This is a genomic window from Paraburkholderia sp. NMBU_R16 (assembly GCF_013282575.1).
In the GTDB taxonomy this organism is placed as follows: domain Bacteria; phylum Pseudomonadota; class Gammaproteobacteria; order Burkholderiales; family Burkholderiaceae; genus Trinickia.
On the sequence record NZ_JAAAYE010000003.1, the window covers coordinates 62,752 to 76,056 of the forward strand.

Below are 13,305 nucleotides of genomic sequence, written 5' to 3' on the forward strand. Positions count from 1 at the left end.
GCCTGCGCTGTGTTACATTCGACGTCCGAAACGCCAAACTACCATACCCCCGATCTGCCGCAGCATGTCCGACAGCAAGGAATCCGTCGAAAAAGCCGTTGCCGGACGCATGCGCCACGATTCCCCGCTTCTGCGCCGGGTTTTCAAAGCCACCCTGGCATTCGCCCTCGTCGTCTACTTCACGCTCGGCGCGGTGTTCATCGGACTGCGTTATGTCGTCTTGCCGCGCATCGACGATTTTCGGCCGCGGATCGAGGCGTTCATTTCCGCGCGGCTGCACGTCGAGCTGCGCATCGAAAAACTTGCCGCTCACTGGAATGGACTGGAGCCGGGCCTCGATGTGACCGGGCTCACGATCCGCGACCGCGACGGCAACATCGCGCTTTCGGTGCCCGATGCCCGCGCCTCCCTCTCATGGAGTTCGCTCATGCGTGGCAGGCCCGCGCTCGCGAGCCTCGTCGTCGAGCAACCCGATGTGCTCGTGACGCGCGCGGCAGACGGCTCCATCGCCGTCGCGGGCGTGCAGGTACCGACTACTCACACCGGCAACGACACCACGTTTTCGAATTGGGTGCTCACGCAGCGCGCCATCGTGCTGCGCGACGGCACGCTGCGCTGGCGCGACAACCAGCGTAAAGCCCCCGAGCTGGCCCTGCGCCACATCCGGGCGGCCATCTTCAACGGAGCCTTCGAACACCGCGTAGCGCTGCAGGCTCCGCCCGAAGGCACGGTGCTCAAGGGAGCGCTCGATTTTCGCGCGCGTTTTCGTCATCTGCCGCTGGCTGAAGTCGGCAAGCCCGCGAACTGGAATGGACAGGCCTATTTGTCGACGGGACCGGTCGATCTGCCCACGCTCGCGCGTTACGTGAAGATCCCGATGAAGCTCCATGCCGGGCGCATCGACAACGAAATCTGGGCGAATTTTTCGGGCGGCGCACTGCGTTCGGCGCGCGGACAGCTGCAAGGCGCCGATGTCGTCTTGCAGGTCCGGCCCGCGCAGCCACGGCTCGACCTGCCCGTCGCCCAATTCGGCTGGGCCGCCGACATCGAGCCGCAACGCGACTACCGCCTGCGCTTGTCGAATCTGCATGCCGAACTCGGACAGCCGCCGCTCGCCGATGGCACGCCGGTCTCGCGCACGCTCTCGTTCACCACGCTCACGGGCCGTTATCGCGTGCCCGATGTGGAGCACGGTCAGTTGATGAGCGTGGCGGGCGACCGCGTCGATCTGGGGGTGCTCGCCGAATTCACTCGCGCGCTGCCGGTGCCGGAGCGTTTTCGCGACGAACTCGTACGGTTCGACCCGCGCGGACTCGTCGCCAACTACGTGATCGAAGTGGAGCGCGCGCGCCCCGACAACGCACTGGCTGCCAGCGAGCAGCGCGTCTCCGGTACCGCCCCGATCGTGCGCTACCGGTTTAAGGGCGACCTCGAAGGTATCAGCTTCGCGGCGCAGGAGCCGCCGCCGGGGCTGTCGCCGGCCGGGCATCCGCGTGCAGGCCTGCCCGGCGTCGAAAACCTCTGGGGCTCGATCGATGCCGACGAAGCCCATGGCAGCGTCACCGTCGACACCGCCGATACGACGCTCACGCTGCCCGGCGAATTCGACGATCCGCGCCTCGCGTTCGATCGGGTGCGCGGCCGCGGCCAATGGACCGTCACCGCTGCGCCCGGCCAGCCGCACAAGGCTTTCTCGATCACCGTTCCGGAACTCAGCGTCGAAAACGCCGATACGGCCGGCAGCGTCGTCGCGAGCTACGCCAATCCGGGCCATGGGCGCGGCACCCTCGATCTCTCGGCGAAAATCGAACGCGCCAAAGTCCCGACCATCCCGCGTTATTTGCCGACGAGCATCGGCGAACATCTGCGCCACTACCTCGGACATGGACTGCAAGACGGCATCGCCCGCAACGCGACCATCGAGGTCCATGGCGGGCTCGATCAGTTCCCCTACTCGCGCGATCCGAAAGCCGGCATCTTCCGCATCGTTGCACCGTTCACCGGCGCGCGCTTCGATCCCTCGCCGTTCCCCGCCAAGACGCTCGCCACCGGCGCGCCCGATGTCTGGCCCGCGCTCGACGGCATCGATGGCGTCTTCTCGCTCGCCGAAAACGTGCTGCGTTTCGATATCGGTCGGGCGCGTTACAAGCGCGTCGTGCTGGACCGGGTGACCGGACGCATCGACGATCTCGGCAACCACGGCTCGGACCTCGTCATCGACGGCAAGGCGCACGGGCCGCTCGCCGATTTCCTCGACTATCTGAACGAAAGCGCGGCCGCCAGCCTCACCGGCCATGCGACGCAAAAGCTGCACGGGACCGGCCCGGCGACGCTCGCGCTCACGCTCAAGGTACCGCGCGGACCCGAGCCTCACGTGAGCGTGGACGGCACGGTCGGGCTCGAGGGAAACAGCCTCGCGCGCGAACAATGGCCACCGCTCGACGCGCTGACCGGGCGGGTGCGTTTCACCGGGCACACCCTCGCCGTCGAGCGCGTGGCGGGACGATGGCTCGGCGGAGAAATCCGTGCAAACGGCGCGCTCGACGCCAAGGGCGCCTACACATTCGATGTCGCGGGACGCATCGCCGCCGACAGCGCGCGCGAACTCGGCATAGAGGGTCCCGCCGGAAAACTGCTGGGCCACCTGCATGGCACGGCGCCTTATACGATCTCGGTGCGCGGCACGAAGAGCGGCCTACCGCAGATCGAAGCCCGTTCCGACCTGAGCGGACTCGGGCTCGACTTCCCGGCGCCGTTCGACAAGCCGCTCGGCACGCCGATGCCGTTTTCGCTCTCGGTCGATGCGGCGAAAACCGACACCGACGCGCAGACCGGGGCGTTGGCCCGCGCCGAGTTGCAGCTCGGGCCCGCGAGCGCGACCTACCTGCTGCGGCGCGGTGCCCGTGAACCGGGCGATCAGGCGTTGGAGGTGGTGCGCGGCGCGATCGGCATCGGTACGGCCGCGAGCATGCCGGCGCAAGGCGTCAGTACGACGGCCGAGCTTGCGTCGCTCGACGGCGATGGCTGGCGCGCAATCGCTTCCGAGCTGCGCGCCGCGGCCAGGCCGGCCCAAGCGCCACCTTCGGGACGAGCCGCATCGCCCAAGACGGCCGGCGGCATCGCGAGCCAGTTCATGCCGACTCACCTGACAGCACATATCGACACCCTCAAGCTGCTCGAGCGCGAGTGGACCCACGTCGTCTTCGATGGCACGAGCTCCGACGACGACTGGCGCGCGCAACTCGCGTCGGATCAGGTGTCGGGTACGCTGTCGTGGCTACCCGGCACGCCGACCAACCGCAACGGGCTGCTGACCGCACACCTCTCGAAGGCGGCCGTTCCTGCCGCGGTGGGCAACGATCTCGTGCGGCAGATATCTTCGTCGACAGCCGAACGGATGCCGGCGATCGATCTCGTCGTCGACGAACTCAGCGTGCGCGGGCGCAGCTTCGGCCGGCTCGCCATCCAGGCGCACAATACCGATGAAGACGGCGTGCCCGTCTGGCAACTCGACAAGCTCGATCTCGCGAATCCGGCCGCGCATCTGTTGGCGACCGCGAATTGGCGCACACTGCGCCGGCTCGGCGACGACATCGATCCGAACTCGCCGCGCCGCACGGCGATCGATTTCAAGCTCGACATCGCCAATGCCGGCGCGCTGCTCGATCAGTTCGGCCTGCCGCGCACGGTGAAGGGCGGCGCCGGTACGTTGTCGGGCAAGGTGGGCTGGCGCGGCGGCCCCACGGCCATCGACTATCCGACGCTGCGCGGCCAGATGGCGCTCGATCTCCATCACGGGCAGATCCTCAAGGTCGACCCCGGCGTCGCGAAACTGCTCGGGGTGCTGAGCCTGCAGAGTCTCGCGCGCGTCGTCACGCTCAACTTCAGGGACGTCATCGGCGAAGGGTTGCCGTTCGAGCGCGTGACGGGCACGGGCCGGATCGCCGACGGCATCGGTCGAACGGACGACTTTCATATCGTCACGGCGCCGGCGCGGGCCGACCTCTCGGGCACGGTCGATCTCGCGAAGGAAACGCAGGACCTGCGCGTGCAGGTGACCCCGACGGTCAACGCGGGCTCGGCCGTGATCGCGGCGACGATCGTCAATCCGTTGCTGGGGCTCGGCGCCTTCTTCGCCAACCTGGCCCTCTCGCAGTCGATCGCTCACGCGTTTGCCACGCACTACGCAATAACGGGGTCATGGTCGCAACCGCACGTCGAGCGGCTCACGGGCGATCGGGGTAAGATGGCTGCTCCAGCCGAAGCAACGGAATCGACAGGCAAGTGACGCACGCCGTGCGCCATGCCCACCGGACACCCATGAGCGATCCACACGCATTTCCGGCGCCTTTTCGCGTCGCAGCCGTCCAGATGGTCAGCACGCCCGAGCGCGTGCGCAATCTGCACGACGCCGGCCGTCTCATCGCCGAGGCGGCCGACAACGGTGCGCGGCTCGTCCTGCTGCCCGAGTACTTCTGCTTCATGGGCTTTCGCGACGCCGACAAGCTGGCCGTGCGCGAGCCTTACGGCGATGGGCCGATCCAGCGGTTTCTGGCCGATGCGGCACGCCGGCACGGCATCTGGATCATCGGCGGCACGCTTCCGCTCGCCGTCACGGATCCGGCGCCCGACGCCGAGCGCGTGCTGAACACGACGCTCGTGTTCGATCCCGAGGGCAACGAGGCCGCGCGCTACGACAAGATCCACCTTTTCAACTTCGAAAAGGGCGCCGAATCGTTCGACGAAGCACGCACGATCCGCGCGGGCCGCGACGTGCGCACGTTCGACGCGCCGTTCGGACGCGTGGGGCTGTCGGTTTGCTACGATTTGCGCTTTCCCGAGCTTTACCGGCGCATGGGCGATGTGGCGCTCATCGTCGTGCCGTCGGCGTTCACCTATACGACGGGGCGCGCGCATTGGGAGACGCTGCTGCGCGCGCGCGCCGTAGAAAACCAGTGCTACGTGCTCGCTGCGGCGCAAGGCGGCACGCATGAAAACGGCCGCCGCACGTGGGGCCACAGCATGCTGATCGACCCATGGGGCGAGATCGTCGACGTGCGCACCGGCGAAGGGCCCGGCATCGTTGCGGGCGAAATCGACGGCGCGCGCATCGACGAAGTGCGGCGCAGCCTCCCCGCGTGGCGCCACCGCGTCCTCTCCTAGCCGTCATGCCCGACCGACCCATCGTTCGAACCCGGCCAGCCATCCCGACATTCACAGCCTCCTTTCTCGAACTATCCGCATGAATATCATCGAACCCGGCATTCGCAATCTCGCGACCGCGAAGGAAGTCTTGTTGGCCCCCTACGGTCTCGACGAGGCGTTGCTCACGCGTACGCTCGCCGATATCTTCACGCACCGCGTCGACTATGCGGACCTCTACTTCCAGGCCACGCGCAGCGAAGCATGGAGCCTCGAGGAAGGCATCGTGAAGTCGGGGAGTTTCAGCATCGACCAGGGCGTCGGCGTGCGCGCCGTCGCGGGCGATCGTACGGCATTCGCCTACTCCGACGACCTCTCGCCCGAAGCGTTGCGTCAGGCCGCCGAGGCCACGCGCTCGATCGCCAAGGCAGGCGGCGGCAAGCAAAAGATCAAGGCGGCGAGCGTCCTGAAGGGCATCGCGGGCCGCGATCTCTATCTGCCCGCCGACCCGCTCGCCTCGCTCGACGCCACGGCGAAGGTCAAGCTGCTCGAGCGTGTCGAACAGATGGCGCGCGGGCGCGATCCGCGCATCACGCAAGTCATGGCAGGGCTCGCGGGCGAGTACGACATCGTGCTCGTCGCGCGCAGCGATGGCGTACTCGCCGCGGACGTGCGGCCGCTGGTGCGCGTCTCGGTCACCGTGATCGCCGAGCAAAACGGCCGGCGCGAGATCGGCACGGGCGGCGGCGGTGGCCGCTTCGATTACGGCTATTTCTCCGACCACGTACTCTCGAGCTATGTCGACGATGCCGTCAATGCGGCGCTGGTCAACCTCGATGCGCGGCCGGCGCCGGCAGGCACCATGACCGTCGTGCTCGGGCCGGGCTGGCCCGGCGTGCTGCTGCACGAGGCCATCGGCCACGGGCTCGAGGGAGACTTCAACCGCAAGGGGTCGTCCGCGTTTGCCGGCCGCATCGGCGAGCGCGTGGCGGCCAAGGGCGTCACGGTCGTCGACGACGGCACGCTACCGAACCGGCGCGGCTCGCTCAATATCGACGATGAGGGTAACGCCACGCAATGCACGACGCTGATCGAAGACGGCGTGCTCAAGGGCTATATCCAGGATTCGCTCAACGCGCGGCTCATGAAAATGCCGGTGACGGGCAACGCGCGGCGCGAATCGTACGCGGCGCTGCCGATGCCGCGCATGACGAACACCTACATGCTCAACGGCGACAAAGACCCGGCCGAAATCATCGCATCGGTCAAGAACGGGCTTTACGCCGTGAACTTCGGCGGCGGTCAAGTCGACATCACGAACGGCAAGTTCGTGTTCTCGGCATCCGAGGCGTACATGATCGAAAACGGCAAGGTCACCTACCCTGTGAAGGGAGCGACGCTGATCGGCAGCGGTCCCGAATCGCTGAAGTACGTGACGATGATCGGCAACGACATGTCGCTCGATACCGGTGTCGGCATGTGCGGCAAGGAAGGACAGAGCGTACCCGTCGGCGTTGGTCAGCCGACGCTGCGCATCGAGAAGATGACGGTGGGCGGCACGCTTTGAACCGGCTTCGAATCCGCGCGGGCGCGCGAAAAACATGCGTTGTTCGGTCGCCCCGCGTGGATTTTTCGCTTTTTTCCCCTCCGACGGCTTGTCAGCCGTGCCGGCAGAGCGTATAAAGCCGGGATACCCGTTACCAACGCGCTTTTCCCACTCATGAGCCCGAAGTTTTACTTTTACTTCTTTTGGCATCTCAGTCCGCCGGCGGATCGAGAGGGGTGTTAGCGCGTGACGCGAACCTGAATTCCCGAAAAACCGCCGGCGAGCCCGGCGGTTTTTTTTCGCCGCGACCCGCCAGCCCTGCACCTTCACTGTTCGTCCGCCGTATCCGGAACCACGCGGAACCACGCCGAACGGATCGAGAGGTGCGTCCCACACCGAATCGACGAGGAGAAATACAGCATGGCCCCGCACAATACCGACGATGTCCGCATTCGAGAACTCAAAGAGCTCACGCCGCCCGCTCACTTGATTCGCGAATTTCCGTGCACAGAGCCGGTCGCCGATCTGATCTACGGCGCGCGCACGGCGATGCATCGAATCCTGCACGGCATGGACGATCGTCTGATCGTCATCATCGGCCCTTGCTCGATCCACGATCCCGCGGCCGCACTCGACTACGCGCTTGCGCTCGTGCACGAGCGCAAGCGCTTCGCGAGCGAACTCGAGGTGGTCATGCGCGTCTACTTCGAAAAGCCGCGTACGACAGTCGGCTGGAAGGGGCTCATCAACGACCCTTACCTCGATAACAGCTTCAAGATCAACGACGGCCTGCGCGCCGCGCGCGAATTGCTCGTCGGCATCAACGAGCTCGGCATGCCCGCGGGGACCGAATACCTCGATATGATCAGCCCGCAATACATTGCGGATCTCGTCTCGTGGGGCGCGATCGGCGCGCGCACGACCGAGTCGCAAGTCCATCGCGAACTCGCCTCGGGGCTCTCGTGCCCGGTCGGTTTCAAGAACGGCACGGACGGCAACGTCAAGATCGCGGTCGATGCGATCAAGGCGGCCTCGCAACCGCACCACTTCCTCTCGGTGACGAAGGGCGGCCACTCAGCCATCGTTTCCACGGCAGGCAACGAGGACTGCCATGTGATTCTGCGCGGCGGTACCACCCCGAACTACGATGCGCAAAGCGTCGATGCGGCGTGCTCCGCCATCGGCAAGGCAGGCCTCGCGGCGCGGCTCATGATCGATGCGAGTCACGCCAACAGCTCGAAAAAGCACGAGAACCAGATTCCCGTGTGCGCCGATATCGGAAGGCAGATCGCGGGCGGCGACGAGCGCATCGTCGGCGTGATGATCGAATCCCATCTCGTCGCGGGGCGCCAGGATCTGCAGGAGGGTTGCACGCTGACCTACGGCCAAAGCATCACCGATGCGTGCATCGGCTGGGACGAAAGCGTCGGCGTGCTGGAGGGATTGGCCGAGAGCGTCAAGCAGCGGCGCATCGTCCGCGGTAGCGGCAACTGAAGCATCGATGCGCCAATGCGGTTCCGGCCTCCGATTCAGATCGCGCCGGAGCCGAACACCTCGGTGTGAATGCGTGCCGCGTCCACACCGAGCGCAATCAGCGCTTCGCGCTGCTGCTGCATGAACGGAACCGGCCCGCACAGGTAGTAGTCGGCATCGGGCAGAATCGCTTGATGGGCGATGCGCGACAAATCGATGCGGCCCGTGAAGTCGTAATCGACACCTTCGCGGTCGGTCTCCGACACTTCTTCGTAAAACACGGCCCGCGAAACGTTCGCGTGCGTCGCCATCGTCTGTGCCAGCCAACTCTTGAACGCATGTACGCGCCCATTGCGGCAGGCGTGCACGAACGCGATGCGGCGCGGGCTCTCGGCGGCCACGAGCGTGGAGATCATCGACATCATCGGGGTCAGGCCGACACCGCCCGAGACGAGTACGACCGGCGTCGTCTTTTCGAGATCGAGGCGGAACTCGCCCATCGGCGCCGTGACTTCGACGATCGAACCGACTTCGACACCCTCATGCAGTAATGTCGAAAGGCGCCCGGCCGGCACGTCTTCCCGCCCCGCTTCGCGCTTGACCGAGATGCGCAGCCATTTGCCGTGCGGCGCGTCCGAGAGGCTGTACTGCCGCGGCTGGTCGACACCGAGCTCGCCGACATAGCGTTTGACCGAGACGAACTGGCCCGGCACGAAGCCGCACGCAGTGCCACCGTCGGCGGGCGTCAGATAAAACGAGGTGATCTCGTCGCTCTCGACTTCCTTGCGCGAGACGACGAACGGGCGATAGCCGCTCCAAGGCGCGGCGCCGTAGAGCTTGGCTTCGGCGCCGATCATGATTCCCGCCAGTTGGGCATACGCCGCGCGCCAGGCCTCGAGCGTTTGCTCGTCGACCGCGTCGCCCAGTACTTCCACGACCGACGCGAGCAGGTTTTCACCGACGATCGGATAGTGCTCGGGGCGGATATTGAGGCTCGCATGCTTGTTCGCGATCCGGCCGACGGCCGAACCGAGCGCACCCAGATTGTCGATATTCGCGGCGTAGGCGTAGACCGCGTGGGCCAGCGTATCGGCTTGCGTGCCGCTCGCCTGGTGCGTCTGGTTGAACAGATTGCGCAGCTCGGGGCGGTTCGTGAACATCCGGCGGTAAAAATGCTTGGTGATCGTTGCGCCGTGCTGGGCGAATACGGGCGCGGTCGCCTTGACGCGTGCGATCTGGTCTGCGGTGAGCGGGGTCGTCATGTCGGGAGGGCTCCTTCTAAACATGGATCAAGAATACATCTTACGAGAGTGTATCCGACATACGACACTTTGTCGCACCGCAGCATCCTGCGAGCGACCGCTGACCGAGCGGATCGGCGAGACTGCGCGGGCTATTTTTCGGCGCGCTGACGTTGCCACAAGACGTCGCCCGTACCGCCGGCGCGGTTCAGCACCCGGGCGAGCACGAACAACAGGTCGGAGAGGCGATTGACATATCGGCGGGGCGCGGCTTCCAGCGTCACCGTTGCGCCGAGCGCGACGATCGAGCGCTCCGCGCGGCGGCAGACCGTCCGGCACACATGCGCGAGCGCCGCCGCGCGGGTGCCCCCCGGCAGAATGAATTCGGTGAGCGGCGGCAACGCGGCGTTGTAGTGCGCGAGCCAGCCGTCGACACGGGCCAGATGGTCGTCGCCGATCATCGTATGGCCCGGAATGCAGAGTTCGCCGCCCAGATCGAACAGGTCGTGCTGCACGGCCGTCAGTACCTCGCGCAAGTCCTCGGGCAACGGCTCGGCCAGCAGCACGCCGAGCTGCGAATTCAATTCGTCGACGTCGCCGATCGCCGCGATTCGTGCATCGTCCTTGCGTATGCGGCTGCCGTCGCCGAGGCCAGTCGTGCCGTCGTCGCCGGTGCGCGTGGCGATCTTGCTCAAACGGTGTCCCATCCAGGCCTCCTTGGTAGTCGCTGCACGATCGGCCCGCCGCCCTGGCGGCGGCCGAAACGGCCTCATTATAGGGGCCGGCTGAACGGCACGCTCCACCGGTACGGCTCGGCACGTGCCTGTGCCGCGGCGGCGTAGAATGCCCAAAACGATATCGGAGATGATATGGACCGTCCCCCCGTCGACGTTCATCCGCTGCATCCCCAAGAAGGACATCCCGGCGCCGCCGCGACGCGCCCGCGCCGGCCGTTTGCTCCCGAACTGCTCACCGCGCTCGCGAGCGTTTTCGGTCAACGTGTTTCGACGGCCGAGGCCGTACGCGCTCACCATGGCCGCGACGAGTCGCCGTTCGATCCCCAACCACCCGATGCGGTGGTCTTCGCCGAATCCACCGAGGACGTGCGCACGACGATCGAGCTCTGCGCGCGCTACGGCGTACCCGTCATTCCGTACGGCAACGGCTCGTCGTTGGAAGGGCATCTGCTTGCGGTGGAAGGCGGTGTATCGATCGATCTTTCCGGCATGAATCGCGTGCTGTCGATCAACGCGGAAGATCTGACGGCCACCGTCGAGGCCGGCGTCTCGCGCAAGGCGCTCAACGAAGCGTTGCGCGACACGGGGCTCTTCTTTCCGATCGATCCCGGTGCGGATGCGAGCATCGGCGGCATGTCGGCCACGCGGGCCTCGGGCACCAACGCCGTGCGCTATGGGACGATGCGGGAAAACGTGCTCGGCCTCACGGCGGTACTCGCCGACGGTCGCGTCATCAAGACGGGCACGCGGGCGCGCAAATCGTCGGCCGGCTACGATCTGACCCGGCTCTTCGTGGGCTCGGAGGGCACGCTCGGCGTCATCACCGAAATCACGGTGCGGCTTTATCCGCAGCCGGAAGCCGTTTCGGCGGCCGTCTGCGCCTTTGCGTCGATGGGCGAGGCCGTGCGTACCGTCATCGAAACGATTCAGCTCGGCGTGCCCGTCGCTCGCGTCGAATTCGTCGATACGCTCGCGATCCGCGCGATCAACCGTCACTCGAATCTGACACTTGCCGAATCGCCGACGCTCTTTTTCGAGTTCCACGGCACCGAGGCGAGCGTCAAGGAGCAAGCCGAGACGGTTCAGGCGCTCGCCGCCGAACATGCGGGCAGCGGTTTCGCCTGGGCCACGCGCCCCGAGGAACGCAGCCGGCTCTGGAACGCGCGCCACAACGCCTATTTCGCGATGCTGCAGCTCAAGCCGGGCTGTCGCGCCGTAACAACCGATGTCTGCGTGCCGATCTCGCGGCTGGCCGAATGCGTGGTCGAAACGGAAGACGATCTACGCGGCTCGCCGCTGCCCTGCCCCATCGTGGGACATGTCGGCGATGGCAACTTCCATGTCGCGATACTGATCGATCCGGCCCGGCCCGAGGAATTCAGCGAAGCCGAACGCCTGAACCGGCGTATCGTCGAGCGCGCGTTGCGCATGGGCGGAACCTGCACGGGCGAGCATGGCATCGGTCTGCACAAAATGGATTTCCTCATCGACGAGCATGGCAGCGATGCCGTCGATGTAATGCGCGCGCTCAAGCATGCGCTCGATCCGCACAATCTGATGAATCCGGGCAAGATCTTCACGTACATGGCCTGAGACAGGCGAGGAAACCGATGGCAACCGTAGCCCAAACCGATCAGGCGATGTCAGCGGCGCGGCGCGAAGAGCGCCAGCGCGAAGTGGTTCAGGCGCTGATGGCCACGCTGCCCGCGCGCTGTCTGCTTTACCGCGATGAAGAGACCGCCCCCTATGAATGCGACGGGCTCAGCGTGTATCGGCAACTGCCGCTCGCGGTAGCGCTGCCGGAAACCGAGGCGCAGGTGCTGCGTATCGTGCAGATATGCAAGCGCCTTGGCGTGCCGATCGTACCGCGCGGCGCGGGCACCGGGCTGTCGGGCGGCGCCACGCCGATCTCGAACGGCATCGTCGTTTCGCTCGCGCGCTTCACCAGAATCATCGATGTCGACTCGTATGCGCGCACGGCCACCGTCCAACCCGGCGTGCGCAACCTCGCCGTCTCGGAGGCGGCCGCGCCTTATGGGCTCTACTACGCGCCCGATCCGTCTTCCCAGATCGCCTGCACGATCGGCGGCAACGTGTCGGAAAACTCGGGCGGCGTGCATTGTCTGAAGTACGGACTGACCGTCCATAACGTCTTGCGCGTGCGCGCCGTCACGATGGAAGGCGAGATCGTCGAATTCGGTTCGCTCGCGCCCGATACGCCCGGGCTCGATCTGCTCGCCGTCATGATCGGCAGCGAAGGCATGTTCGCGATCGTCACGGAAGTGACCGTCAAGCTGATCCCGAAGCCGCCGACGGCGCAAGTCGTCATGGCGAGCTTCGACGATGTCGTCAAAGGCGGCAACGCGGTGGCGGCCATCATCGCGGCGGGGATCATTCCGGCCGGGCTCGAGATGATGGACAATCCCGCGACGTGCGCGGTGGAGGCGTTCGTCGGCGCCGGCTACGATTGCGACGCCGCGGCCATCCTGCTGTGCGAGTCGGACGGCACGCCCGAGGAAGTCGCCGAAGAAATCGCACGCGTGACCGCCGTGCTGCGCGAACACGGCGCCACCCGGTTGCAGATCTCCCGCACCGAGGCCGAGCGGCTCAAATTCTGGTCCGGCCGCAAGAACGCCTTTCCGGCCGCGGGCAGGCTGGCGCCCGATTACTACTGCATGGACGGCACGGTGCCGCGTCGCAGCATCGGACCGCTGCTCGCGCGCATCGAGAAGATGGAAAGTACTTACGGCCTGCGATGCATCAACGTCTTTCATGCCGGGGACGGCAACATGCATCCGCTCATTCTGTTCGACGGTAACGATCCCGACCAACTGCATCGCGCGGAGGCGTTCGGCGCCGAGATTCTCGAAGCTTGCGTGGAGCTGGGCGGCACGGTGACGGGCGAACACGGCGTCGGCATCGAAAAAATCAATTCGATGTGCGTTCAGTTTTCGCCGGCCGAATGCGATGCGTTCTTCGCAGTCAAGCGCGCGTTCGATCCGGACGAGCTGCTGAACCCGACCAAGGGCATTCCGACGCGCGCGCGCTGCGCCGAATACGGAAAGATGCACGTGCGCGGCGGCCTTTTGCCTCATCCGGAGCTGCCGCGCTTTTAGGCACACCGCCACGCGTATAAACCCGTGGCTTGCCTGCCCCGGGTCGGCCG

The 13,305-nt window shown here is 66.0% G+C and carries 8 protein-coding genes; 6 read left to right on the forward strand and 2 right to left on the reverse strand.

Features of this window, described 5'->3' with window-relative positions:
* The first annotated feature begins 64 nt into the window (after window positions 1–64).
* From GWC77_RS02115 to aroG, 4 genes are all read left to right on the forward strand, one after another.
* Window positions 65–4,288, forward strand: a complete 4,224-nt coding sequence (locus GWC77_RS02115; protein ID WP_173255209.1) for a YhdP family protein — start codon at window positions 65–67, stop codon at window positions 4,286–4,288.
* A gap of 32 nt (window positions 4,289–4,320) precedes the next feature.
* Entirely contained in the window at window positions 4,321–5,163 is an 843-nt protein-coding gene (locus tag GWC77_RS02120) for a carbon-nitrogen hydrolase family protein (protein ID WP_173255210.1), read from the forward strand.
* 79 nt (window positions 5,164–5,242) lie between these two features.
* Entirely contained in the window at window positions 5,243–6,709 is a 1,467-nt protein-coding gene (gene tldD, locus GWC77_RS02125) for a metalloprotease TldD (protein ID WP_173255211.1), read from the forward strand.
* A 399-nt stretch (window positions 6,710–7,108) separates the two neighbouring features.
* Entirely contained in the window at window positions 7,109–8,182 is a 1,074-nt protein-coding gene (gene aroG, locus GWC77_RS02130; protein ID WP_173255212.1) for a 3-deoxy-7-phosphoheptulonate synthase AroG, read from the forward strand.
* Window positions 8,183–8,217: 35 nt separating this feature from the next.
* Here aroG and hmpA read toward each other — a convergent pair whose 3' ends face one another.
* Window positions 8,218–9,423 (reverse strand): NO-inducible flavohemoprotein, encoded by a 1,206-nt coding sequence (gene hmpA / locus GWC77_RS02135; RefSeq protein WP_173255213.1) that lies wholly within the window; start codon window positions 9,421–9,423, stop codon window positions 8,218–8,220.
* A 131-nt stretch (window positions 9,424–9,554) separates the two neighbouring features.
* The gene (locus tag GWC77_RS02140) at window positions 9,555–10,109 is read right to left on the reverse strand and encodes a cob(I)yrinic acid a,c-diamide adenosyltransferase (protein WP_173255214.1); all 555 of its coding nucleotides are present in this window, start codon (window positions 10,107–10,109) and stop codon (window positions 9,555–9,557) included.
* 162 nt (window positions 10,110–10,271) lie between these two features.
* On the opposite strand from GWC77_RS02140, the gene GWC77_RS02145 reads away from it, so the two are divergent.
* Both GWC77_RS02145 and GWC77_RS02150 read left to right on the forward strand, forming a co-directional pair.
* Entirely contained in the window at window positions 10,272–11,732 is a 1,461-nt protein-coding gene (locus GWC77_RS02145; protein WP_173255215.1) for an FAD-binding oxidoreductase, read from the forward strand.
* A 17-nt stretch (window positions 11,733–11,749) separates the two neighbouring features.
* On the forward strand, window positions 11,750–13,255 hold the full coding sequence (locus GWC77_RS02150) for an FAD-linked oxidase C-terminal domain-containing protein (RefSeq protein ID WP_254366725.1): 1,506 nt from the start codon (window positions 11,750–11,752) through the stop codon (window positions 13,253–13,255).
* Window positions 13,256–13,305 lie beyond the last annotated feature (50 nt).

Coding starts and splice junctions, on each gene's coding strand:
- GWC77_RS02140 (WP_173255214.1), bottom strand. CDS start 10,109: ATGGGACACCGTTTGAGCAAGATCGCCACGCGCACCGGCGACGACGGC.
- GWC77_RS02115 (WP_173255209.1), top strand. CDS start 65: ATGTCCGACAGCAAGGAATCCGTCGAAAAAGCCGTTGCCGGACGCATG.
- tldD (WP_173255211.1), top strand. CDS start 5,243: ATGAATATCATCGAACCCGGCATTCGCAATCTCGCGACCGCGAAGGAA.
- GWC77_RS02120 (WP_173255210.1), top strand. CDS start 4,321: ATGAGCGATCCACACGCATTTCCGGCGCCTTTTCGCGTCGCAGCCGTC.
- GWC77_RS02150 (WP_254366725.1), top strand. CDS start 11,750: ATGGCAACCGTAGCCCAAACCGATCAGGCGATGTCAGCGGCGCGGCGC.
- GWC77_RS02145 (WP_173255215.1), top strand. CDS start 10,272: ATGGACCGTCCCCCCGTCGACGTTCATCCGCTGCATCCCCAAGAAGGA.
- hmpA (WP_173255213.1), bottom strand. CDS start 9,423: ATGACGACCCCGCTCACCGCAGACCAGATCGCACGCGTCAAGGCGACC.
- aroG (WP_173255212.1), top strand. CDS start 7,109: ATGGCCCCGCACAATACCGACGATGTCCGCATTCGAGAACTCAAAGAG.